Consider the following 26,464-nt stretch of genomic DNA (forward strand, 5'->3'; position numbering starts at 1 on the left):
TAATGATAGCAGCGACTCCCTCAGCGCTCTTATCCTCAATGATACTGCGAGGTCTGTCAGCGCCATTAGTGACCATTGACATTTTTGGTCACTGGTTTGAGAATACGCTTACCGTCCTGCTCAATCAATTAAGGTAATCCATGCTCAGGCTCAATCCTGCCACCTTCGCTGTCTGCCTGTTGCCGCTTGCTCTCGTGGCCTGCGGTGACACTACCGGTACCGACGATCCCCGTACCCAGCCGCCCCTGGTCAGGTCTGCGACCGTAGTCAATGCGCTGGATGCCTCACGCGCATTTACCGGGGTGGTGGTCGCCCGGGTTCAAAGCGATCTCGGTTTCAGAGTGCAGGGTAAAATCCTTGAACGTCTGGTCGATACCGGCCAGACCGTTAAACGCGGCCAGCCACTGATGCGTATGGATCCGGTTGACCTCAGCCTGCAGGCGCAGGCTCAGCAACAGGCCGTCACGGCCGTACGGGCGCGGGCTAAACAAACCCGCGATGACGAGGCGCGCTACCGTGGGCTGGTCGCCACAGGTGCGGTATCGGCATCGGACTACGATCGGATTAAGGCCGCCGCCGATGCGGCCAGAGCTGAACTCAGTGCGGCGCAGGCGCAGGCGAATGTGGCGCAAAACGCGACGGGCTACGCCGTGCTGCTGGCCGACGCCGACGGCGTGGTGATGGAAACGCTGGCGGAACCCGGTCAGGTTGTCACTGCCGGTCAGCCGGTGGTCCGTCTGGCCAGAGCAGGGCAGCGTGAGGCCATCGTGCAGTTGCCCGAAACGTTACGCCCGGCGGTTGGAAGCGAGGCGGAGGCAACGTTGTACGGTAGCGTTAAGCAGCCAGCTCCGGCGAAACTGCGGCTCCTTTCCGAGGCGGCCGATCCGGTTACGCGCACCTTTGAGGCGAGATATGTGCTTGAGGGGACAATGGCCGGCGCGCCGCTGGGATCCACGGTGACGCTGCAAATCAGCGACGATAAATTGCCGGGCCAGAGGGTGCAGGTGCCTTTAGCGGCCCTCTACGATCCGGGCAAAGGGCCGGGGGTGTGGGTGATTTCAGGAAAACCGGCCAGAGTGTCATGGCGGCCCGTGCAGGTGCAGGGGGTAGGTGACGATGCCGCGCGGGTGACCGGCAGCGTAAAACCGGGGGAACAGGTGGTCGCTCTGGGGGCGCATCTGCTGCATGACGGTGAGGCCGTGCGCCTGGCTGAACAGAGCGGTAGCAACATCGCCGGGAGCCAGCCATGAACGGGGGGCGATTCAATCTTTCAGCGCTGGCCGTACGCGAGCGCTCAGTTACGCTGTTCCTGATTATCCTGATCACCGTGGCCGGTATCCTGTCGTTTTTTGAACTGGGGCGGGCGGAAGATCCTCCCTTCACCGTCAAGCAGATGACCATTATTTCTGCCTGGCCCGGTGCCACCGCGCAGGAGATGCAGGACCAGGTGGCTGAACCGCTGGAAAAGCGCATGCAGGAGCTCAGGTGGTATGACCGCAGTGAGACCTACACGCGTCCCGGTCTGGCTTTTACCATGCTGTCACTGAAGGACAGCACGCCGCCTTCTCAGGTGCAGGAAGAGTTTTATCAGGCGCGTAAAAAGCTCGCTGATGAAACTAAAAACCTGCCTGCCGGCGTCATCGGGCCGATGGTCAATGATGAATTCTCCGACGTGACCTTTGCGCTGTTTGCGCTGAAGGCGAAGGGGGAGCCACAGCGGCTGCTGGTGCGCGATGCGGAAGCGTTACGCCAGCGAATTTTGCATGTGCCGGGGGTCAAAAAGGTCAATATCATCGGCGAACAGTCTGAGCGCATCTTTGTCTCGTTCTCGCATGACCGTCTGGCCACGCTGGGCATCGCGCCGCAGGATATTTTCTCCGCCCTCAACGGCCAGAACGTACTGACCCCCGCCGGTTCGATTGACACCAAAGGGCCGCAGGTGTTTATCCGTCTGGACGGTGCCTTTGACAAACTGGAGAAAATCCGCGAAACGCCGATTATTGTCCAGGGCAGAACCCTGCAGCTTTCTGACGTGGCAACCGTTGAACGGGGCTACGAAGATCCTGCGACCTTCCTGATCCGCAATCAGGGTGAACCGGCGCTGATGCTGGGCATCATCATGCGGGACGGCTGGAACGGTCTGGATTTGGGTAAGGCACTGGATGCGGAAACGGCCAGCATCAATGAGGGGATGCCGCTGGGGATGACTCTTGCCAAAGTCACCGATCAGGCCGTTAACATCAGTTCGTCGGTCGACGAGTTTATGACCAAATTTTTTGTCGCGCTGCTGGTAGTGATGGTGGTCTGCTTCGTCAGTATGGGATGGCGCGTGGGCGTGGTGGTTGCGGCGGCGGTGCCGCTGACGCTGGCGATTGTCTTCGTGGTGATGGAGGCCTCCGGCAAAAACTTTGACCGCATTACCCTGGGCTCGTTGATCCTGGCGCTGGGGTTGCTGGTTGATGATGCGATCATCGCCATCGAGATGATGGTGGTGAAGATGGAAGAAGGCTACGACCGCGTCAAAGCCTCGGCCTATGCCTGGAGCCACACGGCTGCGCCGATGCTGGCCGGTACGCTGGTGACCGCCGTCGGTTTTATGCCCAACGGCTTTGCACAATCCACCGCCGGTGAATACACCAGCAACATGTTCTGGATAGTGGGGATCGCCCTGATTGCTTCCTGGGTGGTGGCGGTAGTGTTTACCCCTTATCTTGGCGTGAAGATGCTGCCCGAGATCAAAACGGTAGAGGGTGGGCACGCGGCGATCTACAACACCCGCCACTACAACCGCTTTCGCCGCTTACTGACGTGGGTGATCGCCCGTAAGTGGATCGTGGCCGGGTCGGTAATTGCCGTCTTTACGGTGGCGATACTCGGCATGGGGCTGGTGAAAAAACAATTTTTCCCGACCTCCGATCGCCCGGAAGTGCTGATCGAAGTGCAGATGCCCTACGGCACGTCGATTGAGCAAACCAGCGCGGCAACCGCGAAGGTTGAAGCCTGGCTGAGAAAGCAGAAAGAGACCAAAATGGTGACGTCTTATATCGGCCAGGGTTCACCGCGTTTCTTCCTGGCCATGGCGCCGGAGCTGCCCGATCCGTCGTTTGCGAAAATTGTGGTGCTGACGGACAACCCGGAAGCCCGTGAGGCGCTGAAGTTCCGGCTTCGTGAAGCCGCGGCGCAGGGCCTGGCACCCGAGGCGCGCGTGCGCGTGACTCAGCTGGTGTTTGGGCCTTACTCACCCTATCCGGTGGCCTGGCGTGTTATGGGGGCGGATGTGGGCAAACTGCGCGAAATTGCTGACAGGGTAGAACAGGTGCTGCAGAACAGCCCGATGATGAGGACCGTTAACACCGACTGGGGGCCTAAGGTGCCGGCGCTGCACTTCACGCTGGATCAGGATCGCCTGCAGGCGGTGGGGCTGACGTCGACCGCGGTCGCGCAGCAGCTTCAGTTCCTGCTTTCAGGCATTCCGATCACCCCGGTGCGTGAAGATATCCGCTCGGTGCAGGTTATGGGGCGTGCGGCAGGGGATATCCGTCTTGATCCGGAAAAAATAGCCGGTTTTACCCTGGTGGGCTCTGCCGGCCAGCGCATTCCGCTGTCGCAGATTGGCCAGGTTGAGGTGCAGATGGAAGATCCTGTTCTGCGTCGTCGCGATCGCACCCCAACCATAACGGTCCGCGGGGATATCGCCGAACATCTGCAGCCGCCGGATGTCTCCACCGCCATCACGAAGGCGCTGCAGCCGCTTATCGCTTCGCTTCCGCCCGGATACCGCATCGAGCAGGCGGGGTCGATTGAAGAGTCCGGTAAAGCCACCGAAGCGATGGCACCGCTGTTCCCGATCATGATCGCCATGACGCTGCTGATTATTATCCTGCAGGTGCGGTCGATGTCGGCGATGGTGATGGTGTTCCTCACCGCGCCGCTTGGGCTGATCGGCGTGGTGCCCACCCTGCTGCTGTTCAACCAGCCGTTTGGCATCAATGCGCTGGTCGGATTGATCGCGCTGTCGGGGATCCTGATGCGTAACACGCTGATCCTGATCGGTCAGATCCATCACAACGAACAGCAAGGGCTGGCGCCATTTGACGCGGTGGTGGAGGCGACGGTGCAGCGGGCCCGGCCGGTATTGCTGACGGCGATGGCGGCCATTCTGGCGTTTATCCCGCTGACCCACTCGGTATTCTGGGGCACGCTGGCCTATACCCTGATTGGCGGGACGTTTGGCGGCACGGTTATTACGCTGGTGTTCCTGCCGGCGATGTACGCCATCTGGTTTAAAATCCGGGCGAATTCTGCCGGACCCGCCGAGGGGGAATAGCATGTAAACCCTCCTGCTGGCGAGCAGCCGGTAAACCGCAAAAGCCCCGCTCGGTTTTCTCTGAGCGGGCGCAGATCGTTACCCAACCGATCATGAAAAGGCCGATTTGTTCGCTTTGTGCAACAGTGTGTCTACCCTGGGCGTCTTTTGCATATCCCTGAATGCACCTATGATCGGTAGATTCGAACCCGATGGAGTACGACATGCCGATTGACAAACTGGAGTATATTTTTGATCCGCTGTGCGGCTGGTGCTACGCCAGCGCACCCGCGCTGGACTGGCTGGCGGCCACCTTTTCGCACCAGCTGTACCTGCTGCCCAGCGGGCTGTTTGCAGGGGAGGGTGCCCGCCCGATAACGCCAGAGTGGGCAGCACATGCCTGGAAAAACGACCAGAGGATCGCTCAGCTCACCGGTCAGCCTTTTAGCGGGCAGTATCATCACCTGCTTTTGTCCGGTGCCCGCTTTGACTCCGGGGCGCTTAACCTTGCCCTGACGGCGTTTAGGCAGATTTCATCTGCGGCAGAAGCCGGTCTGTTACATGAACTGCAGGCGGCACGCTACGTGCGCGGGGAGGATACGGCACGCGGCGACGTGGTGCTGAAAATCAGCCAGGCATACGCCGCAGTGCACCATCCGCATCTCTCCCCGTCACTGACCGCCGACATTTTTGCGCCAGGCTCGGAACTGGCCGACCTCACTCAGCAGCGCATCAGCGGCGTACAACGGTTAATGCGCTCCAACGGCATCTCCGGCGTGCCTCTGCTGCTGGTCACCGTGGCGGGAAAGACGCACGCTATTAGCGGCAGCGATCTCTACGGTGGGGCAGAGTCGATTAATAACGCACTGGATAAACTGGGGTGTATTTCACACTGACTTAATGTTGGAAAATTCGTACTGCTGGGGGAAGTAGAAAGCGTGGGGTGGTATGTAATCTGAAAAAAAGCGGCAGCCATTTTAATGCGAGGCTGCCGAATGATATAATTGTGAATTTTTTTTAGGGTTCTAAATATGCCTCGATAGAGGAGAGTAGTTGTTCGGAATAAGTGTAAATGTCATCAAGTGTATCGATAGGATATTTAATTTCTTTCTTTTCTGCATCAAAAAGGCTTAGGTATTTTTGTGAGGTATTGTACCTCAGTCTGCATACGGGCTTTCTGTTATTGTCGTCAAAAAGGATAGCGCAATATGACTTAGAATCCCGCATGAAAATTCTTGCAGGGGAAACTTTTTTGCTGGCAATAGCTTTAATAATAAGATATGAGTTGATTTCATCTTCAGTGGTGATGATTGCATCATCATCTAATTGTTCTGTAATAACATCACTGCCTAGCGATATGTTCTCAGTGGCTACGCTAGTATTAACCATTGCGCCTTTTAAACGAATGTTCAGTTGGTCATTGAGATACTGTGCCGAACCTTTCTTAATTAAAATAGTAAATAAATCCCTCACCTTTTGAGTAACCACACCGTCATAAACCTTGGAGGCTATGTATTTTGTGAAGTCATCATCACCCTCGTTAAGGATGGATGATATGACTTTTTTGATTTGACTTACGTATTTCAATTCTCCAGCGGCATTAACAATTGAGTCAACATCAAATGTTTTCTTATTTAGTTTTATTAACTCAGGTATTGCATATTCGTCAATTTCCAACATATCCAATTCAAGAAATGGTTTTTCATCCATTTTATTGGGTTTGTCCAGGTCGGTAAAAAACTTGTAGTGTTGTCCATTTGTAAGGATAGCCACTCTTGCACTTGTAACATGGAAGTATCTAAACAGTTGTTGTGCATGATTGATTGAAAGCGGATCCCCTATTTTCTTACACTCGATTAGTATTTGTATCTCCCCTTCTTTTTTGATGGCGTAATCTATTTTTTCACCCTTTTTTGTTCCAATGTCACAGATGTATTCAGGTGTAACTTCTTCGGGATCAAAAACGTCATACCCAAGAATGGTACTTATAAAAGGCATCACGAATGCAGCTTTTGTTGCCTCTTCAGTTTGGATCATATGAGTTTGGCTTTTAATTTTTGCTGAAAGCGCTGCTAATTTTTCACTAATTTCCATTTTATACCTCAGTTGTATAATTAATCATCAATTTAATAGTGCATGTGAAATTATATAAAACTTATCCTGGGGTAATATTAAAATCCTTAAATTGAAAAAATTTCCGAATGGATTTTATTTAAAAGTAAGAATTGCCGATTTTATTATGATTTTTAAAGTTTCAGTTGTTCTTACGCTGAAAAAGAGCGTCACCCAAACCGAAGAGGAATGGGGAGTTACTACTTAAGTATGTGCAGCAGGAATCATCTTTCACCGGACACCGCAACTACTCTGCAAATCCTAATCTCGTTTCAGTCAAGATGCCAGCGTTATCTTGCTTCTATCAGAGTAAGAAACGTTTTCTCTGGAAGACTTAAGTCTGTTACGACCTTTTTCGTGATGATTGCTTTTCGTACAGAGCGTTTAGCATGCTGAAACTAAGATGTTAACCTCCACTTTAGATGTTTGACAGTGAGTTTGGACGTTCAGCTAAGGGGTCAGGAATGATTTGTACATCGATTAACTGATAAGCCTGCCACCCTCTCTGTCACGCATGTGGTAGAAAAGGGTAGCTGCTTAAGGTTGAGGCGGAGCGATGCAAGGAAGTGAAGTTAACATTTTTTGGAAACACCAAAAGCAAAAAAACCGCTCAGCTACCCCTGAGCGATTTTTTTGCTTAAAAAGCCTATTCCAGCGCTAACCGGTTCTGCCAGAAAGGGTTGTCTGAAGTTGATCGGGTTTACACACCGACAAAATCAGTCAGACTCAGCCCTTTGAGCATACCGCCGAAGTACCAGGTACCGTATACCAGATATTCAGACTGTTGCTGCTCGATGCGCCAGCGCTGGGTTAAATCTATAAACGAGTAGCGGCTGAGAGGCTGTCCGTCGCGCTCCAGTACAGGTCGGTTGAGTAGGTGTTGCCACTGCCCAGGTCCTGGGTGCTGGTAAAGAACGGCTGGGCAAATACGGGCCGGACGAGGTGCTGTGCGCGAAAGGCGTCACCAGCGCGCCGTTTATCTCTGGCGCTGAAGCAGGTAATTATCGTTACCGTTCAGACAATAAAAGCGGAACCTTATCCAATAACAGCTGGTCGCTCACGTCCCAGCTGCGCAGCTTACTGAGGTTGAGTAATCCATTGGGTTCAAAGCAGTTTTTCACGGAAACGACCTCAGGTTTGATCTCTCCCTGTTTACCGTCTTCAATCTGATACACGTGGGGATTATTAATTTTCACGTCATGCACGCGGAGGATGTTCATGATCTCGTTCAGCCTTGCTTCGCTGGTATAACGCACCAGTTGTAAACCGCTGGCGGTGATATTTCCGTTATTGTCGCGCAGGAACTCAATATGTGAAATCACCTCGTCGCCGAATAACGCCGCCATGTCGATAATCTGCTGGCGCTATCGGGCAGGGTTAAACGCCGTCTGTAAACAGGTCAGGGTGCTGTCGATTTTTAGCTCGTATAGATGGATTCTATTTCTCTCAGCGATAAATCAATTTCACTTCGCCTGATGCCGCTCCTATGCTACTGCGGAAAACACGACAGGCTCAGGAGGGAATATGGAAAAACAACAGATGGCGGCAGGTGTGCTGAGGGCATTAGGGGGCGGACAATCTCGTTGAGCTGAGTTCCTGTGCCAGCCGCATTAGGGTAAGTGACCATCAGCAGCAGATAGATCCCCAACAGCTGCCACTGGAAGGCTGGCAACGGCTGCTGGGCAATTATCAGCAACAGGGGCAACGGCAAAGCTTACGCCCTTACGAGGCACAGATTTATCAGCGGTGAAAACCTCTGCCTGGCGCAACTTCAATGAACCCGCCGGTTCTGTTAATCTGACAGCAGTTAACAGGGAGAAACGACATGCGAAAACTGACTGAACAGAAACGAAATGACATCCTTAACGCTGCCACGGCCGTCTTTCTTGAACAGGGCTATGAACGTGCTTCCATGGAAGGGGTAGCCAGAACGGCCGAATGCTCTAAAGCCACGCTCTATAACTACTTTACCTCCAAAGAAAGTCTTCTTGATGCCGTGGTAAGGGCTTACGGCACCAACTTTCTGACGCGCGCGGCGGACGATCTTCACAGTCAGGACAGCAGTAAACTCTCTCTGAATGACCGGCTGCAGCGCTTTGGTGAAGGCATGCTGGGTGCACTGACGTCCGACTGGAAGGGGCTTCAGCTGTATCGCATGGTTATCGGTGAGGCGGGGCATTCCGGCATTGGCGATATCTTTTATGAGTCCGGCGTACGCGAGAGTATGAACGCGCTGGCGGCACTGATGGAGCAGCACATTGACGCTGGCGACATGCGGCCCGCCAGCCCCGAACTGAGAGCGAAACAGTTTTCGGCTCTGGTAAGGGCCGAAGCTGACGAGCTCTTTCTCAGACATGACATGCCGGTTTATACGCAGCAGGATATCGTGGCGATGGTTAAAAGTGCCGTGGACGTATTTACCGCTGGCGCGTCAGCCCGCTGACGACGCGGAAAGGTTTTCAGTACAGCGTCACGTCGCTCAGTACCAGAAGCGTCAATACCCCCAATGTATCCACCACGATGCATTCGACCAGCAAAAAAATCAGCAGCAGCCCGGCTGAACATCCCCATACCCTGATGGCATAGAACCTGGCCCGATGCAGCCTGAATCGGCGGATGCGCCAGATTTCCCTGAGGTTGCCACCGGTGATCGCTAAGGTGAGTGCCACGACTATCGTCATAGTCCCATAGATGAACCATTGCCGCAGCGGCGTACTCTCCAGCGTGATGATCAGCCATGCGATCATATCGGACTCCCCATGAGTAAATTACAGATACGAAATGAAGCATTTTGTTGACAGAGTCAGGATAAAGCATGTTAACTAAACCGTACAGTTTATTTTTGAAAAACCTGATCGGAGAGTGTTTCTATGGTTTGCCTGACTAAACAGCTGTCCCGCACGCTGATCCTGACCGCCATCATTGCCGCCGCGGGGTGTTCATCCACCTCGCCGGTGAAATATGCCGGCATCGAGGCCACATCCAGAATGCTACCCAACACGGCTGACGACAGCGCGCGGATACCTTTCCGCTACGCCGCCCCGGTTGACTGGAGCAAATACCGCAGCATCACTATCGAACCCGTCGAGATTTACGGCGGCAGCGACGCGCAGTTTAATGACCTGCCGCAGGAAGATCGGCGCAATCTGGCCGACTACATGCAGAAGAAGTTCGCCGAAGTGCTGGCGGAGAAGTTTACTGTCAACACCTCCGCCGGGAACGCTCCCGCTCTCCGGCTTAAGCTGACGCTGGCCGGCGCGGACACGACGCCCCAGTTTGTGGGGACCATTACGAAATTCGACCTGGCCGGCGGCCCCTATAATATCGTTCAGTCCGTACGCGGCGGGCGCGGCCTGATGAGCGGATACGTCAACTATGCCGTTGAGGTGAAAGATGCCGCGAACGGCGAACTTCTGCTGGCCTACGTCGCGGAGCAGTATCCTAACGCAATGAACGTAGGCGCTACGTTTGGATCAATGAGTGCGGCAGAAACGGGGGTGGATAAAGGCGCCGAGCAGCTGCTGGAGAAATTGCGCTAGCTAAGCCGGTACCCGGGCAGAACAGGATGTCCGCCTGGGACCTATTACGCGTTGGTGAGCGGTAGATCCGGGAATAGGCTTAATCAACGCTCTTAACAGGGGAAGTTTTCCGTTTTCTAAGCGGATCCCATAAACTACAGCACGCAGGTCACACAGATACACAATGACCCTCAACGGCTGTAATTCTGGGTTTCAGACTCGTGAGTCAGAAACCTTTGTCAGGACGTTCATCCGTCTTTGTTGATAACACCCCTCCCTTCGGTTTGCGCTGACGCGCCAGGTGGCTCCGACGAGCCAGGAGCGGAGGCGCTATTTACACCAGGGAAGTAAGATGCTGTTGCCAGATTCAGACTGTACAAAAACCCTCTGTCAGTTGTCGTTTCAACCATGAGTCGTCCGCTCTTTATTTCTCTGGATGGGCCCAAGGGGGTCGGCAAAACCACGCTCCTGGAGGCCATCACTAAGGTACTCAGGGCAGACAACCGGAAGGTAGTCCGACTGTGTGAGAAAAAAAGCGATCCCTGGCGAGGGGAAACCATGGCCCTTGTTAACCGGCTCGTCAGAAATCCCAGCCTGGATTTGGAACGGGAAGTGTGTCAGCGCTTTGCCAATAGCCGCGCGTGGATTTCCCGGCACGTGCTGACCAGACAGCCGCCGGGCAGCATTATCCTGATGGACCGCTGGTATCCGTCGGAAGCCGCGTTTCGCCGGATGGTGCCTTTTGCAGAGATTTTACAGCTTAACCTTGAGCGAGACGTGCAAACCCCAGACCTGCATGTCGGGGTGGTTACCGCGCCAGCTATTTCATGGGCGAGGGCGGCGGCCCGATCGCGAGGGCTAAGCAGCACCGTGATGCATAAGCTGGAAGAGCATGTCGCCAGTACCCGCGCGTTCGAGCGAGAAATTGCCGATCGCGGCTGGGTATTGTGCCGTAATGAAGGAAGCATCGAAGAAGCAACGATGCAGGTGGTTGCTGAGATTTACAGAGTTCCTGGATGCCCCAACCCCTCGGTTGAGCGGGCAGCGCCGGAAAGATAAAGCTGCATCCGTGACAAGCCAGACCAAAGCAAAAACCCCGCTCAGGTTTCCCTGAGCGGGGTTTTCAAATTTGGCTCCTCTGACTGGACTCGAACCAGTGACATACGGATTAACAGTCCGCCGTTCTACCGACTGAACTACAGAGGAATCGTGTGAACGGGGCGCATGTTAACGGCATGGCCTGCCGTTGTCAAAGCCCATTTCCACATTCCCGATGCGTTTGCTGCCAAAAACAGCAACCTGTCGCTTTTTTAACGTTAGCGGGCAATCTTCAATCTCTTGCGCCAGATCCCACTTTCCAGCGATTAGCTGAGCGATGTTAGAGCTGTGTCAAATTTTTGTTATTTGCTGATTTTAAAACACGCGTTTCGGTGGTTTCATAGCGAAAGTTTCAAATGACGTGATTATGAAACAAAAAAACTGTTTTACGACAACGTGGAACAGTAAGGGAGAAAGTCTGGCAGTGGCAGGTTTTCAACTTGTTGTAAAAAATACAAAAATTCTGACGCGAAGGCGATCGGAGAAAAAGATAGACCCGAGATAATAACCCCCTACATTTTAATTAAGTCGTCGGTGATGTTGAGTGAATGTAAAAGATATTTTTCATTCGTCGTATCAGCCAGCCTGCGCATGCTAACGATAAAAGGGCTCCGCCATGAACGTGAAAAAAACAATTTTAGCGTCACTGTTAGTGTGTATGTTACCTGTTACCAGCTTCGCGAAAGAGGTGCAGGTAGGTGTCTCTATGGCACTGTTTGACGACAACTTTTTGACAATTGTCCGCAACTCCATCAGCAAGGAAATGAAGAAAGACGGTGTTAACGGTCAGATTGAAGATGCCAAGAACGACGTCGCTCAGCAGCTGCAACAGGTACAGAGCTTTATCAGCCAGGGCGTTGACGCGGTGATCGTTAACCCGGTTGACACTAACGCCGTGAAGCCAATTGTTGACCTCACCACCAAAGCCGGCATCCCGCTGGTGTTCGTTAACCGTAAACCCGCCACCGAACTGACCGGCAAAATGGCCTTTGTAGGCTCTGATTCCGAACTGGCGGGCCGCCTGCAGATGGAAGCGCTGGCCAAGCGTCTGGATTATAAAGGCAACGTGGCAATTCTGCTGGGTGACCTGGCAAACGAAGCCACTCGTGAACGCACCAAGGGCGTGAAAGCCGTTGTGGCTAAATATCCTGGCCTGAAAGTGGTTCAGGAACAGACCGCCAAATTTACCCGTAACGACGCGGTAGACGTGGTCAGTAACTGGCTGACGGCAGGTGACGATATCCAGGCCATCGCGTCTAACAACGATGAAATGGCGATCGGTGCCCTGCAGGCGCTGGGTAAAAATGACAACAAAATTCTGGTCGCGGGCGTGGATGGTACACCGGATGCGCTGCAGATGATTAAGAACGGCAAGATGGTTGCCAGCGTCTTCCAGGATGCCAAAGGCCAGGGCGAAGGTGCCGTGCAGACCGCAGTGAAACTGGCTAAGGGCGAGCAGGTTCAGAAAATGGTCGATATCCCATTCCAGCTGATCACCAAAGATAACTACGAAGCATTTACCAGCAAAAACCTTAAATAAGAACCGTAGCCGAAACAGTTGTACGGAGGTGTTAAATGTCCGCATATGCGCTAGAAGCCGAAGGCATCAGTAAGTTTTTCCCGGGTGTTAAAGCATTAAATAACGTGTCACTGCGCGTTAAGCCGGGAACGGTGCATGCCCTGATGGGTGAGAATGGCGCAGGAAAGTCCACTTTAATGAAGTGCCTGATCGGGATTTACCGTCCCGATGAGGGGCAAATCCGCATTAAAGGGGAGCCTGTGCAGTTTACCGATACGCTGGATGCACTGCGTTCGGGAATCTCAATGATCCACCAGGAGCTTAATTTGGTACCGCATATGACGGTCGCCGAAAACATCTGGCTCGGTCGCGAACCGATGAAACTCGGCTTCGTTGACCACGGTAAGCTCAACCGTTTAACCAAAGATCTGCTGGTTAAGCTGAATATCCGTCTGCGCCCTGAACAAATGGTTGGCGATCTCAGTATCGCCTCCCAGCAGATGGTGGAGATCGCCAAAGCTGTCTCCTGGAATTCAGATATCGTGATTATGGATGAACCGACCTCGGCGCTGACGGAAACCGAAGTGGCGCATCTGTTCACCATCATTCGCGATCTGCGTGAGCAGGGTAAAGCAATCATCTATATCAGCCACAAGATGGATGAGATCTTTACCATTACCGACGAGGTCAGCGTATTCCGTGACGGCACCTGGGTGGCCAGCAACGAGACGTCGTTCTACACGCGTCAGTCGCTGATCACTCAGATGGTGGGTCGCGAGCTGACTCAGCTGTTTCCGAAATTTGATACCAATATTGGTGAAGACGTTCTGACGGTGCGTAATCTGTCCCGTCAGGGCGTGTTCCACGACATCAACTTCAACGTGCGCCGCGGCGAGATCCTCGGCGTAGCCGGGCTGGTGGGTGCCGGCCGCAGTGAAGTGATGGAAAGCCTTTTTGGTATGACCGAAATCGACGGCGGTGAGATCCTCATCGACGGCGTGCCAACCCGCATCGACTCGCCGGCCACGGCGATCGACAAAGGGCTGGCGTTCCTGACCGAAGACCGTAAGAAGTCCGGCCTGTTCCTGGTGCTGTCGGTACTGGAGAACATGAGTATCGTGAAGATGACCAACTACAGCGCTAACGCGGGCTTTGTCAGTCACTCACAGATGGCCAAAGACTGTCTGGAACAGATTAAGCGCTTGAATATTAAGACGCCGACCATGGACCAGATCATTAATAACCTGAGCGGCGGTAACCAGCAGAAGGTGCTGATTGCGCGCTGGCTGCTGGCACAACCGAAAATTCTTATCCTTGACGAACCTACCCGTGGTATCGACGTCGGTGCTAAGGCGGAGATCTACCGCCTGATTAGCGAACTGGCGAACCGTGGCGTGGCAATCATTATGGTCTCCTCAGAGCTGCCGGAAATTCTCGGCATGAGCGACCGGGTGATGGTTATGCACGGCGGACGTATTACCGGCATCCTCAATAAAGAAGATGCTGACCAGGAAACTATTTTGTCGCTGGCGTCCGAGTAAGGGCGAAAGGTAAACACACATGAGTGATATGAAAATGACAACGCAACAGCACGCTGAAACGCCTTCTTTCTTCAGCAGTCTGAAAGGCAGAATGCCTAAAGATACCGGTATTTTCGTTGTAATGGTCGGCATTGCGCTGATCTTTGAAGCCTTCGGTTGGTATGTTCGCGATCAGTCATTCCTGCTAAACCCGAACCGTCTGGTGTTGATCGTTCTGCAGGTTGCCATTATCGGTATTATCGCGGTAGGGGTTACGCAGGTCATTATTACCACCGGTATTGACCTCTCGTCGGGGTCGGTTATCGCCCTGTCCGCCGTGGTCGCGGCCTCGCTGGCGCAAACCTCTGACAGCCTGTCGCCGATGTTCCCGTCGCTGGTGAATATGCCTGCAGTCCTGCCGATAGGCGCAGGGATCGCCGTCGGCTTAATCTGCGGTATTCTCAACGGCGTGTTGATTACTAAAACCGGTATTCCACCGTTTATCGCCACCCTCGGCATGATGGTATCTGCCCGCGGCCTGGCACAGTATTACACCCAGGGTAACCCAATCAGCTTCCTGTCAGACGGCTTCACCGCCATTGGTCAGGGTGCGATGCCGGTGATTATCTTCCTGGTGGTGGCGGTGCTGTTCCATATCGCCCTGAAGCACACCCGCTACGGCAAATACGTTTACGCTATCGGCGGCAATATGGTGTCGGCGAAAGTCTCCGGCATCAACGTAAACAAATATCTGATCATCGTTTACACCATTGCCGGCGCACTCTCTGGCCTGGCAGGGGTGGTACTGGCGGCACGCGTCAGCAGCGGTCAGTCAAGCATGGGCCTCTCTTACGAGCTGGATGCGATTGCCGCGGCGGTGATCGGCGGCAGCAGCCTGATGGGCGGGGTGGGGCGCATTACCGGTACGCTGATTGGCGCGGTGATCCTCGGCCTGATCAAGAGTGGCTTTACCTTTGTTGGTGTGGATGCCTACGTGCAGGACATTATCAAGGGGATGATTATCGTGGCGGCGGTATCCATCGATATGTACCGTAACCGTAAGAAACGTTGAGTCTTAAAAGAACAACAACAGGGTGCTGCGCGTATGTGCAGCACCCTGTTTTGCTTTCAAGGGCGTGGCTTTTTGCTCTGATGGCGGGGTGGGCTGTTGCGTTGCTGCCTTAAGGCGGAGCTTTTCGCTCTGGTGATGGGGTCGGCTGTTGTGTTGCTGTTTAAGGGCGTAGCTTTTCGCTCTGGTGACGGGTTCGGCCCCGGGCGAAAAGAACGCCGGGACGCTGCAAGTACGTCCATGTAAGCTCGGGCGGCGCTCCCTGCGCCGCACGCCCGGCTAACCTTTTCACCCGCGTCCTCCCTGTTGGCTGTTGTGTTGCTGTTTAACGGCGTAGCTTCTCGTTCTGGTGACGGGTTCGGCTGCGGGCGAAAAGAACGCCGGGACGCTGCAAGTACGTCCGTGTAAGCTCGGGCGGCGCTCCCTGCGCCGCACGCCCGGCTAACCTTTTCGCCCGCGTCCTCCCTGTCAGCTACTGCGTTGCTGTAAAGAGCGTCGTTGTTCGGCAGGATACCGAAGATTAATTAGTGGAAGCTGTCTGATTAGGTCTGATTTAGACTGATTTAGTTTGATTTGGTTTATTTGATTTTTTTGTTTGGTTTTAAAACAGCGACGCAGAAAATAACAGGCAATCGGGGTTTATCCGGATAAGCGGACCTTCGGGCACAGGGACGTGCCCGGCAGAGCCCAGGGACGTTACTGGCGTGTCCGCGTTCCGGATAAACCCCGATAAGCCGGGCACCGGAACCCGAAGCGACCAGCGGCCCGGAAGCCACACCCTGACAGGCCAGGCACTAAAACCTGAAGCGCCCAGCGTCCCCGAAGCCACACCCTGACATGCCAGGCACCGGAACCCGAAGCGACCAGCGTCCCGGAAGCCACACCCTGACAGACCAGGCACCAGAACCTGAAGCGACCCTGACTCAACTCTGTTCTCCAGACTTTTCCTGCACAGCACGAAGGCAAAGAATGCACCACCGGTGTGCAATATCACGGGTATTGCCGATGAAAAAGTTATGACCGGAAATTAAGGCTTATTTACTTTAATAAATTAACGTTAAGTATATCATAAGGATAAGACCTTAATCCTATTCTTATATCAGCCAGATAATTCCTGGCACACCCCTTGCAATACCTCCCCGGTCAGAGTGAAAACTTATAACCGCCAGCGCAACTGGCAACCGGTACACCGGACGGAGGCAACATGAACTTAAGACGACTGAAATATTTTGTGAAAATCGTCGATATCGGCAGCCTGACCCAGGCAGCGGAAGTGCTGCATATTGCTCAACCCGCGCTCAGCCAGCAGGTGGCGACGCTGGAAAACGAGCTGGACCAGCAACTGTTGATCCGTACCAAACGCGGCGTCACGCCAACTGAAGCCGGTAAAATTCTCTACTCCCATGCCCGTACCATCCTGCGCCAGTGCGAACAGGCCCAGATGGCGGTCATCAACGCAGGCCAGGTGCTCAGCGGCCAGGTCGCCATTGGCCTTGCGCCAGGCACCGCAGCCTCCTCGCTGACCATGCCGCTGCTGCAGACCGTGCGTGAACAGTTCCCGGAAGTACTGGTCTATCTGCACGAAAACAGCGGCGCATCGCTGAATGAGAAACTGATGAATGGCCAGCTGGATATGGCGGTGCTCTACGATCGCACCCCAACTGCGGGGATCACCAGCGTGCCGCTGATGAAAGAGGAGCTGTACCTGGTTGGCACCGACGCATGCCCTGGCAGCAACGTCGATCTTGCCGACGTGGCGCAGATGAACCTGTTCCTGCCGCGCGACTACAGTGCGGTACGTAAACGCGTTGATGAAGCCTTCTCGCTGCGCCGCCTCAGCGCACGCATCATCGGTGAAATCGAATCGATCGCCACCCTGACCGCCGCGGTTTCCAGCGGAATGGGCGTTACCGTGCTGCCGGAATCCGCGGCCCGTTCGCTGGTCAGCAGCACCAACGCGTGGATGGCCCGTATCGGCAGCCCGTCGCTGAATCTGCCGTTGTCGCTCAACGTCTCTGCGCGTCAGCCGCTGTCGCCATCCGCCCAGGCGGTAAAAACCATTTTGCTGTCACTGATAAACCAGCCGTTAGCGGAAGAGCGCGAGCTGATGCTGGTAGGTTAATCCGCCGTGCCGGGCGCGCCACCGCGCGCCTCACTTCCCTCTCTTATCACCAAAAAGCATATAAAACCTCTTTTTATTATTTGTTGCTATCAATGTGCATCCTTAACATGAGGTAAACCAACAGATAACAGAGGGAGCAACGCGCGTGAATTTTCAGCAACTTAAAATCATTAAAGAAGCAGCACGCTGCGAGTTCAATCTCACCGAAGTGGCAAACGCGCTGTTTACCTCCCAGTCCGGGGTCAGCCGCCATATTCGCGATTTAGAAGATGAGCTGGGCGTGGAGATCTTTATCCGTCGCGGCAAACGCCTGCTGGGCATGACCGAACCGGGTAAGGCGTTATTAACCATTGCCGAACGCATTCTTGATGAGGCCGGCAAAGTACGCCGCCTGGCCGACGTCTTCACCAACGAGTCGAGCGGTGTGCTGACCATCGCCACCACCCACACCCAGGCGCGTTACAGCCTGCCGAAGGTGATTAAGGCGTTCCGTGCGCTTTACCCCAATGTGCGGCTGGAGCTGAACCAGGGTTCACCGCAGGAGATCGTCTCAATGCTGGTGGCCGGTGAGGCCGATATCGGCATCGCCAGCGAGCAGGTGGTCAATAATCCGGCGCTGGCCGCCTTCCCGTGGTTCAGCTGGCACCATGCGCTGCTGGTGCCGAAAGGACATGAGCTGGAGCAGCACCAGCCTGTGAGCCTGGCTACGCTGAGCCGCTATCCGCTGATCACCTATCGCCAGGGCATTACCGGGCGCTCCAAAGTTGACCGGGCGTTTCATGCCGCCAGCCTGAAGCCGGATTTTGTGCTGAGTGCGCAGGATTCCGACGTGGTGAAAACCTACGTCGAGCTGGGGCTGGGAGTAGGGGTTCTGGCCGACCAGGCCTGCCAGCTGGACGAACACTCACCGCTGACCCGGCTGGAGGCGCGCCATCTGTTTGAGCCGAACACGGTGTGGCTGGGGCTGAAGCGTGGCCAGCTGCAGCGCAACTACGTCTGGCAGTTCCTTGAGCTGTGCAACGCCAATCTGTCGCTGGAAGAGATTAAGCGCCAGGCGCTGTCGCTGGAAGAAGAAGAACCGGTGATCGATTATCAGATTTAAATCATCGACGGGCCAGGCCGCATCCCTGCGGCTTATGCCTCGCAAACCTTTTCGCCCGCGTCCTCCCTGTTGGCTGTTGTGTTGCTGTTTAAGGGCGTAGCTTTTCGCTCTGGTGACGGGTTCAGCCCCGGGCGAAAAGAATGCCGGGACGCTGCAAGTACGTCCATGTAAGCTCGGGCGGCGCCCCCTGCGCCGCACGCCCGGCTAACCTTTTCGCCCGCGGCCTCCCTGTTGGCTGTTGCGTTGCTGTTTAAGGGCGTAGCTTTTCGCTCTGGTGACGGGTTCGGCCCCGGGCGAAAAGAACGCCGGGACGCTGCAAGTACGTCCGTGTAAGCTCGGGCGGCGCTCCCTGCGCCGCACGCCCGGCTAACCTTTTCACCCGCGGCCTCCCTGTCAGCTACTGCGTTGCTGTAAAGGGCATCGTTTTCGGCAGGATACTGAAGACTAAGTCGTGGAAGCTGTCTGATTTAGTTTGATTTGATTTTTTTTGGTTTTAAAACAGCGACGCAGAAAATAGCAGGCAATCGGGGTTTATCCGGGTTAGCGGACCTTCGGGCACAGGGACGTGTCCGGCAGAGCCCAGGGACGTTACTGGCGTGTCCGCGATCCGGATAAACCCCGATTAGCCGGGCACCGAAACCTGAAGCGACCAGCGGCCCCAAAGCCAGACCCTGATTAGCCGGGCACCAAAACCTGAAGCGACTAGCGGTCCCGAAGCCACGCCCCGATTAGCCGGGCACCGAAACCTGAAGCGACCAGCGGTCCCGAAGCCACGCCCCGATTAGCCGGGCACCAAAACCTGAAGCGACCAGCGGCCCCGAAGCCACTCCCCGATTAGCCGGGCACCGGAACCCGAAGCGACAAGCGGCCCCGAAGCCACGCCCCGATAAGTCAGGCTTAAAATCCAAAGCGACCTACGGCGCTAAGCGACCCGCCGCTCACCCCCACGGCATAAAATTTCGTTTCCCGTCACAAAACCCTGCCGCCAGCGTATCCCCCACACCGATAGCGCAGCATCCGCCGCCGCCACTCCGCTACAGTGGTGACATCGCGCTTATTGCCGCCGAAATTGTGCCTTTGCTGCGCCCAAACCCGCAGCTCACCCTCAAGGAGAAACTCATGCCGTTAACCCGCTTACAGGACCTAACCCTGCTGCGCCAGCAGGCCTACTTCGCCGGCCGCTGGCAAAATGCTATCAACGGTGAAACCCTGCCGGTCATCAACCCGTCAACCAATGAGGTACTGGCCACCATCCCGGCGCTCGGTGCCGCGGAAACCGAACAGGCTATCGCCTTTGCCGAGGCCGCGCGTAAAAGCTGGGCCAAAACCCCTAACGCCGAACGCGCTCAGCTGCTGGAAAAATGGTACCAGCTGATCCTCGACAACGCCGACGACCTCGCGGCGATCATGACCGCCGAACAGGGCAAACCGCTGGCGGAAGCGAAAGGTGAAGTGACCTACGGTGCCGGATTCGTCAAATGGTTCGCCGAAGAAGCGCGCCGCATCTACGGCGACACCATCCCGGCACCGTCCGGCGACCGCCGCATCCTCGTCCTCAAACAGCCGGTCGGCGTCGCGGCGGCCATCACCCCGTGGAACTTCCCGATTGCGATGATCACCCGCAAAGTGGCCCCGGCGCTGGCCGCCGGCTGCCCGATTATCGTCAAACCTTCTGAACTCACGCCGCTCTCGGCGCTGGCGCTGGTCGAACTGGCACAGCGCGCTGGCATCCCGGCCGGGGTACTGCAGGTGGTCACCGGCCTGCCGAAAGAGATTGGCGAAACCCTTACCGCCAGCCGCACCGTGCGCAAAATCTCCTTCACCGGCTCCACCCGCGTCGGCCAGCTGCTGATGCAGCAGAGCGCCGACAGCATCAAACGCCTCAGCCTCGAACTCGGCGGCAACGCCCCGCTGATCGTCTTTGACGACGCCGACCTCGATATCGCTATCCCCGGCGTGATGATGAGCAAATTCCGTAACGCCGGACAGACCTGCGTCTGCGCCAACCGCATCCTCGTGCAGCGCGGCATCTATCCACGCTTTGCCGAACGCCTGCTGGAAGAAGTGGCGAAACTGAAAGTCGGCGACGGTTTCGCGGCGGGCAGCACCATCGGCCCGCTGATCAACCCGGCGGCGGTGGAGAAGGTTAACGCGCACATTGAAGACGCGGTAAAACACGGCGCACGGGTGCTGACCGGCGGCACCAGCAGCGGCCCCGGCACCTTTGTCACGCCAACGGTGCTGACCGACGTCACCCCGGCGATGCGCATCGCCCACGAAGAGACCTTCGGCCCGGTGGCACCGCTGTTTATCTTTGATACCGAAGAGCAGGCCATCGACATTGCCAACGACACGCCGTTTGGCCTCGGCTCCTACTTCTTTACCGAAGACATCCGCCGCGCCTGGCGGGTCGGCGAAGCGCTGGAGTTTGGCATGGTCGGCTTCAACACCGGATCGGTATCGCTGGTCGAGTCGCCGTTTGGCGGCATAAAACTCTCCGGCATCGGTCGTGAAGGCTCGCATTACGGCATTGACGAATACCTGGAATCAAAAGCCTTCCACTTTGGCAGCCTGTAAATAACGTTTTAATCTTCAAAAAAAGCCTGCCCCCGAAACGGGCAGGCTTTTTTTTGCCTGAAAAACCCGCAACTTAACTATTTTCCCATTATTGTGGTGCGCCACGCTGGTGCAGGTTTAGTACCAGTTTCACCATGCTGGTGCGTTTATTTTGTGATGTAAATCATCTATTTAAGCAGTCGGTTTATCTGTCAAAAAAGGCCTGCCATTACGGCACAAAATTTTTTTGGGCTGCTTTCTACGCATTATTATTTTTTCCACGGCTGGCATACTTTCTGCATTACTTAAAACAATTACGAATAACCCAGGCAAGCGGGTTGTTTATTAGCAGAGCCAGAGGAAGCCGAGATGCTGAGTTTTAAACCGGAAAACATCGCCTTACCCGCAGGGCATTATATCAACGGTCAGCACGTTGCCGGCAGCGGCGATCGGCTTGCGGTTAACCGGCCTTCCGATGGTCTGCTGGCGGGAGAGATGACCGAAGCCAGCCGCGAGCTGGTTGATGAAGCGGTCAGCGTGGCGGACCGCGCGGTGCGTGAAAGCGGCTGGGCCAGCTGCCCGCCGCGCCAGCGCGGCGCGGTACTGCGGCGCTGGGCCGACCTGATCGTCGCCGACCCGCAGCTGGCGCAGCTGGAATCGCTGGGCTCCACCCGGCCGATCCACGACGTGGTCAACCACGAAATCCCGTTCACCGCCGAAGCGATCCGCTTCTACGCCGAATGCGCCGACAAATTCAGCGGCGACGTGCTGCCAACCCGCGACGCCAGCCTCGGCATGCTGGTGCCGGAGCCGTACGGCGTGATCGGGGCCATCACCCCGTGGAACTTCCCGCTGTCGATGGCCTCGTGGAAATGTGGCCCGGCGCTGGCGGCAGGTAATGCCGTGGTGCTGAAGCCCTCCGAGCTGACGCCGTTCTCCACCGTGCGGCTGGCCGAACTGGCGCTGCAGGCCGGGCTGCCTGCCGGGGTGCTGAACATCGTGCAGGGCGGTGGTGCCGTCACCGGCAGCGCGCTGGTGGCCCATCCGCTGGTGCGCAAGGTCTCCTTTACCGGCTCCACCGCCACCGGCGCACGCATTATGAGCGACGCGGCGTTTAACGGCATGAAGCCGGTAACGCTGGAGCTGGGCGGTAAAAGCCCGCAGCTGGTATTTGACGACGCCGGCGATCTGGATGAAGTGGCCGGGCGCATCCTGCGCGGCTTCACCGCCAACGGCGGCCAGGCCTGCGTGGCCGGCACCCGGCTGATCGTCCAGCGCGGCATTGCCGATGCGCTGATCGCGAAGCTGATCACCCTGTGCCAGAGCTTCCGCCCCGGCGTCACCTGGGACGAAAGCAGCCGCTATGCGCCGATGATCGACAGCCGCCAGGCCTGCAAGGTCGAGTCGGTGATCGCCAGCGCCCGGGCGCAGGGGGCGGAAGTGCTGGTCGGCGGCGGCCGCTTTGCCGACACCGGCGAAGGCTACTTCTGGCAGCCGACGCTGCTGGCGGGTCTGGAGCAGGATAATCCGGCGGTGCAGGAGGAGATCTTTGGCCCGGTGCTGACCGTGCAGATCTTCGACGATGAAGCCGAAGGGCTGGCGCTGGCCTCACACCCCACTTACGGCCTGTGCGCCGGGGTGCACACCAAAAATATTGACCGCGCGCTGCGGGCGATGCGTGGCATCGCGGCGGGCACGGTATGGATCAACCGTTACGGTCGCTCCGGCGATTTTATCATCCCCACTGGCGGCTTTAACGGCTCCGGTATTGGCAAAGACCTCGGTCGTCAGGCGTTTGAAGCCTGCCAGCGCTATAAGAGCGTGCTGATCGATTTCTGATTTTCTCCCTGTAACGAACTCTCCAGAGGTAACGCAATGGCTGTGTTTAAACCGAAATTCATCACCTTCGACTGTTACGGCACGCTGATTAACTTTGATATGGCCGGCGCCGCCGCCACCATCTTTGCCGATCGCGTCGCGCCGGAGCAGATGAGGGCGTTTACCGACGATTTCTCTAACTACCGTATGGATGAAGTGCTCGGTGCCTTCAAACTCTACCCGCTGGTGGTGGCCGGTGCGCTGTACCGCACCTGTAACAAGTGGGGCGTGGAGTGCACCGAAGCCGACTGCGCGGCGGTGATGGAAGCCTGCAAAACCTGGGGCCCGCACCCGGACGTGCCGGCCGGACTGAGCATCGTGGCCAAAGAGATCCCGCTGGTGCTGCTGACCAACTCCACCGACGAGCTGATCCAGCACCATATCCCGCGTCTTGGCGCACCGATCCATATGACCATCACCGCCGAAGAGGTCGGGGCTTACAAGCCGCAGATGAAGGGCTTTGAGTACATGCTCAACAAGCTCAACTGCGGCCCGGAAGAGATCCTGCACGTCTCCAGCAGCCTGCGCTATGACCTGATGACCGCCTATGACCTCGGCATCAAAAACAAGGTGTTTGTTAACCGCGGTCACGGACCGGCGAACCCGGCCTATGAGTACACCGAAATCCGCGATATTGGCGGTCTTCCGGGCGTGGTTGGCCTGTAAGGCGCAGAGGAGCAGGCGATGAAACTCGAATCATTCTGGCAGGCAACGGCACCGGCGTTCACCGGTGCGGCAGGCGGCGATTTACCGGCCAGCGCCGACGTGGTGGTGATCGGCGGCGGCTTTACCGGGATCTCGGCGGCGCTGAGCCTGGCGCGCAGCGGCGTCAGCGTGGTGGTGCTGGAAGCGGGCGAGGTGATGAGCCAGGCCTCCGGCCGCAACGGCGGCCACTGCAACACCGGCGTGGCGCAGAACTTCTCGGCGCTGGTCGAAAGCCAGGGCGTTGAGCAGGCTACCCGCTACTACCGGGCGTTCGCCGGCGCGGTGGACTACGTGCAGGGGCTGGTCGCCAGCGAGCAGATCGACTGCGACTTCCGCCGCTGCGGCAAGCTGAAGCTGGCCAGCAAGGCCTCCCACCTGCCGTCGCTGGTCGCCGCCTGCGAAATGATGAAGCGCCATGTTGACCCGGACGTGGAAGTGCTGAGCCGGGAAGAGGTGGCGCGGGAGATCGACTCACCGGACTTCCACGGCGGTTTGTTACAACGTCACGGCGGCCAGATGCATATGGGCAAGTTCGGCGTCGGCCTCGCCAACGCCGCCGCCCGCGCCGGGGCGAAAATCTATCCACAGACGGCGGTTACCGGCCTGACGCGGCTGAACGGCCACCGTCATCAGGTGATCACCGCACGCGGCACCATTACCGCCGAGAAGGTGCTGATGGCCACCGGCTGCTCCAACGTCGGCCCGTTTGAGTGGTTCCAGCGCCGCATTATTCCGGTGGGCAGCTTTGTGGTGGTCACCGAGCCGCTGGAAGAGCGGGTGCTGCAGCGTATGCTGCCCGGCGACCGCACCTACGTCACCTCGCTGAACCTCGGCAACTACATGCGCACCACCGCCGACCGGCGTCTGGTGTTCGGCGGCCGCGCGCGCTTCGCCATCAGCAGCCCGACCTCGGATGCTAAAAGCGGCGACGTGCTGAAGGCCGGTATGCAGAAGATGTTCCCCAATCTCGGCAACGTCGGCATCGACTACTGCTGGGGCGGGCTGGTGGATATGACCGCCGACCGCCTGCCGCACGCCGGCGAGCAGGATGGCGTGTTCTACTCGCTGGGCTACAGCGGGCACGGCACCCAGATGTCGGTGTGGATGGGCCGGGTGATGGCCGATTTGCTGACCGAAAAAGCCAATGATAATCCGTGGCAGCGCAGCAGCTGGCCGGCGGTTCCCGGTTACTTCGGGAAACCCTGGTTCCTGCCGGTGGCCGGACTGTACTACAAGGCGAAGGATCGCTTTTCATAACAACCCGTCATGCTTCGTGCTGCGGCGCTGGCCGCAGCCTGAATTTGCCAGGGTACAAAAACACAACGACTTGAGGGTGCACAGATGAGTAAATTTCGTAAAGAATTTAGCCAGGCTAACCCGACCTTAACCCAGGCCATCACGGACGTGGCCATTACCCGCCGCGGGATGATGAAACTGCTGTCGGCCGGCGCGGTGATGAGCACCGGCCTGATCGGCTTCCCGGAGTTCAGCTTCGCCGCTGAAACCCCGGTAATGGGCGGCAAGCTGCGCGCGGCGGTGGCCAACGCCTCTGCCACCGACACGCTGGACCCGGCGCGCGGCAGCAACAGCGGCGACTACTGCCGCCAGTTTATGTTCTACAGCGGCCTGACCGAGCTGGATAAAGAGCTGAAGGCGCAGCCGGCGCTGGCCGAATCGATTGAGAGCAGCGACGGTAAGACCTGGCAGGTGAAGCTGCGTTCCGGCGTAACCTTCCACAACGGCAAGGCGCTGACCGCCGCCGACGTGATCTACTCGCTGAACCGCCATAAAGATCCGGCCGTGGCCTCCACCGCCATTACCCTGGCCAGCCAGATTGCCGATATCAAGGCGGTAAGTGACGGCGAGCTGACCCTGACGCTGACCCAGCCGAACTTCGACCTGCCGTCGCTGCTCGCCACCAGCGCCTTCCTGATCGTACCGGACGGCACCAAAGACTTCAGCAAGGCGATCGGCACCGGTCCGTTTGTGCTGAAAGAGTTCCAGCCGGGCGTGCGCACCGTCGGCACCAGAAACAAAAACTACTGGAAGCCGGGCCTGCCGCGCCTCGACGAAGTGGAGCTGATGGGCGTGACCGACCCGGCCGCCCGCGTCAACGCGCTGATGTCCGGCGACCTGCAGATGGTCTCCACGCTCTCCGCCGGTGACGTCAACCGCCTGCGTAAGAACGGCCAGTTCAACGTGCTGGAGAGCAAGTCCGGCATGTACAGCGACCTGATTATCCGTACCGACCGCGCGCCAGGCAATAACGCCGATTTCGTGCTGGCGATGAAGTACCTGCAGCCGCGTGAACTGATCGTTAAAACCGTGCTGCAGGGCTTTGGTGATATCGGTAACGATACCCCGGTTCCGCCGTGGCACCCGATGTTCAACAAGGATCTGCCGCAGCGCCCGCTGGATCTCGACAAAGCCAAATTCCACATCAAGAAGGCCAATATGGCCGGGGCGAAAATCGAAATCATCACCACGCCAAACATTGAAGGCGCGGTGGAAGGCGGCCAGCTGGTACAGCAGATCGCCCGGTCGGCCGGCCTCAACGTCGCGGTGCGCCGCGTGCCGTACGACGGTTACTGGTCAGCCCACTGGATGAAAGATCCGATCGGCTACGGCTCGGTCAACCCGCGCCCGACGCTGGATATGCTGTTCTCCCAGTTCTATCTCTCCACCGCGCCGTGGAACGAGTCCGGCTGGAAAAACGAGCAGTTCGATCAGCTGGTGGCCGCCGCCCGTGGCGAAAGCGACCAGGGCAAACGCAAGCAGATGTACGGCGATATGCAGAAGCTGGTCTACGACAACTGCGGCACGCTGATCCCGGCCTTCATCAGCTCGATGGACGGCTGTAGTAAGAAAGTGAAAGGGGTGGAAGCCTGGCCGTCTGGCATGATGATGGGCTATCGTTTCCACGAGTTTGCCTGGTTGGCTGCATAAGCAGGAGAACGGC

General features: G+C 56.8%; 18 protein-coding genes, 1 tRNA gene and 1 pseudogene. 16 read left to right on the plus strand and 4 right to left on the minus strand.

All coding sequences use genetic code 11. The features are described 5' to 3' along the window. The first annotated feature begins 140 nt into the window (after positions 1–140). From GKQ23_RS09745 to GKQ23_RS09755, 3 genes are all read left to right on the plus strand, one after another. Positions 141–1,250, plus strand: coding sequence for an efflux RND transporter periplasmic adaptor subunit (locus tag GKQ23_RS09745; protein WP_212410659.1), 1,110 nt, complete (start codon positions 141–143; stop codon positions 1,248–1,250). Beyond that, positions 1,247–4,327: an efflux RND transporter permease subunit gene (locus GKQ23_RS09750; protein WP_212410661.1), complete on the plus strand. Its 3,081-nt coding sequence runs from the start codon at positions 1,247–1,249 to the stop codon at positions 4,325–4,327. Before GKQ23_RS09745 ends, GKQ23_RS09750 begins: the two co-directional genes overlap by 4 nt. 203 nt (positions 4,328–4,530) lie before the next feature. Beyond that, positions 4,531–5,202: a DsbA family protein gene (locus GKQ23_RS09755; RefSeq protein ID WP_212410663.1), complete on the plus strand. Its 672-nt coding sequence runs from the start codon at positions 4,531–4,533 to the stop codon at positions 5,200–5,202. A gap of 121 nt (positions 5,203–5,323) precedes the next feature. On the opposite strand, the gene GKQ23_RS09760 is transcribed toward GKQ23_RS09755, so the two are convergent. Together GKQ23_RS09760 and GKQ23_RS09765 are read right to left on the minus strand one after the other, a co-directional pair. Then, positions 5,324–6,400, minus strand: a complete 1,077-nt coding sequence (locus tag GKQ23_RS09760) for a type I restriction endonuclease (RefSeq protein ID WP_212410665.1) — start codon at positions 6,398–6,400, stop codon at positions 5,324–5,326. Between the two features lie 1,025 nt (positions 6,401–7,425). Continuing rightward, positions 7,426–7,848: pseudogene (locus GKQ23_RS09765) on the minus strand (FAD-binding oxidoreductase); the annotation flags it as partial. Between the two features lie 395 nt (positions 7,849–8,243). Here GKQ23_RS09765 and GKQ23_RS09770 point away from each other — a divergent pair. Continuing rightward, positions 8,244–8,861, plus strand: a complete 618-nt coding sequence (locus tag GKQ23_RS09770; RefSeq protein ID WP_212410667.1) for a TetR/AcrR family transcriptional regulator — start codon at positions 8,244–8,246, stop codon at positions 8,859–8,861. Positions 8,862–8,877: 16 nt separating this feature from the next. Here GKQ23_RS09770 and GKQ23_RS09775 read toward each other — a convergent pair whose 3' ends face one another. Next, positions 8,878–9,165: a hypothetical protein gene (locus GKQ23_RS09775; RefSeq protein WP_101506498.1), complete on the minus strand. Its 288-nt coding sequence runs from the start codon at positions 9,163–9,165 to the stop codon at positions 8,878–8,880. 123 nt (positions 9,166–9,288) lie between these two features. Here GKQ23_RS09775 and GKQ23_RS09780 point away from each other — a divergent pair, with 123 nt between their 5' ends. Both GKQ23_RS09780 and GKQ23_RS09785 read left to right on the plus strand, forming a co-directional pair. Next, positions 9,289–9,957 (plus strand): DUF3313 domain-containing protein, encoded by a 669-nt coding sequence (locus tag GKQ23_RS09780; RefSeq protein ID WP_212410669.1) that lies wholly within the window; start codon positions 9,289–9,291, stop codon positions 9,955–9,957. A 387-nt stretch (positions 9,958–10,344) separates the two neighbouring features. Further along, complete coding sequence (locus GKQ23_RS09785) at positions 10,345–10,995, plus strand: dTMP kinase (RefSeq protein ID WP_212410671.1); 651 nt, start codon at positions 10,345–10,347, stop codon at positions 10,993–10,995. 71 nt (positions 10,996–11,066) lie between these two features. On the opposite strand, the gene GKQ23_RS09790 is transcribed toward GKQ23_RS09785, so the two are convergent. Next, positions 11,067–11,142 (minus strand) — tRNA-Asn (locus GKQ23_RS09790). 508 nt (positions 11,143–11,650) lie between these two features. Here GKQ23_RS09790 and GKQ23_RS09795 point away from each other — a divergent pair. The 10 genes from GKQ23_RS09795 (at position 11,651) to GKQ23_RS09840 (ending at position 26,451) form a co-directional block, all read left to right on the plus strand. After that, entirely contained in the window at positions 11,651–12,574 is a 924-nt protein-coding gene (locus GKQ23_RS09795) for a sugar ABC transporter substrate-binding protein (protein WP_212410673.1), read from the plus strand. 35 nt (positions 12,575–12,609) lie between these two features. After that, positions 12,610–14,094 (plus strand): sugar ABC transporter ATP-binding protein, encoded by a 1,485-nt coding sequence (locus tag GKQ23_RS09800; RefSeq protein ID WP_212410675.1) that lies wholly within the window; start codon positions 12,610–12,612, stop codon positions 14,092–14,094. A 28-nt stretch (positions 14,095–14,122) separates the two neighbouring features. Beyond that, positions 14,123–15,145 (plus strand): ABC transporter permease, encoded by a 1,023-nt coding sequence (locus tag GKQ23_RS09805; protein WP_162237182.1) that lies wholly within the window; start codon positions 14,123–14,125, stop codon positions 15,143–15,145. Positions 15,146–16,346: 1,201 nt separating this feature from the next. Then, positions 16,347–17,264 (plus strand): nitrogen assimilation transcriptional regulator NAC, encoded by a 918-nt coding sequence (nac, locus tag GKQ23_RS09810; protein WP_056232906.1) that lies wholly within the window; start codon positions 16,347–16,349, stop codon positions 17,262–17,264. Positions 17,265–17,409: 145 nt separating this feature from the next. Next, on the plus strand, positions 17,410–18,366 hold the full coding sequence (gene cbl, locus GKQ23_RS09815; protein ID WP_056232904.1) for an HTH-type transcriptional regulator Cbl: 957 nt from the start codon (positions 17,410–17,412) through the stop codon (positions 18,364–18,366). A 1,119-nt stretch (positions 18,367–19,485) separates the two neighbouring features. Then, positions 19,486–20,943 carry an NAD-dependent succinate-semialdehyde dehydrogenase gene (locus tag GKQ23_RS09820; RefSeq protein WP_212410677.1) on the plus strand — a complete coding sequence of 486 codons (1,458 nt, stop codon included), beginning with the start codon at positions 19,486–19,488 and terminating at the stop codon, positions 20,941–20,943. A gap of 348 nt (positions 20,944–21,291) precedes the next feature. Beyond that, positions 21,292–22,761 (plus strand): aldehyde dehydrogenase, encoded by a 1,470-nt coding sequence (locus GKQ23_RS09825; protein ID WP_056232900.1) that lies wholly within the window; start codon positions 21,292–21,294, stop codon positions 22,759–22,761. A 36-nt stretch (positions 22,762–22,797) separates the two neighbouring features. Beyond that, on the plus strand, positions 22,798–23,466 hold the full coding sequence (locus GKQ23_RS09830; protein ID WP_056232898.1) for a haloacid dehalogenase type II: 669 nt from the start codon (positions 22,798–22,800) through the stop codon (positions 23,464–23,466). An 18-nt stretch (positions 23,467–23,484) separates the two neighbouring features. Then, positions 23,485–24,762, plus strand: a complete 1,278-nt coding sequence (locus GKQ23_RS09835; protein WP_212410679.1) for an FAD-binding oxidoreductase — start codon at positions 23,485–23,487, stop codon at positions 24,760–24,762. A gap of 84 nt (positions 24,763–24,846) precedes the next feature. Next, positions 24,847–26,451, plus strand: a complete 1,605-nt coding sequence (locus GKQ23_RS09840; RefSeq protein WP_212410681.1) for an ABC transporter substrate-binding protein — start codon at positions 24,847–24,849, stop codon at positions 26,449–26,451. The last annotated feature ends 13 nt before the right edge of the window (positions 26,452–26,464 follow it).

The organism is Erwinia sp. E602 (assembly GCF_018141005.1).
GTDB lineage: Bacteria > Pseudomonadota > Gammaproteobacteria > Enterobacterales > Enterobacteriaceae > Erwinia.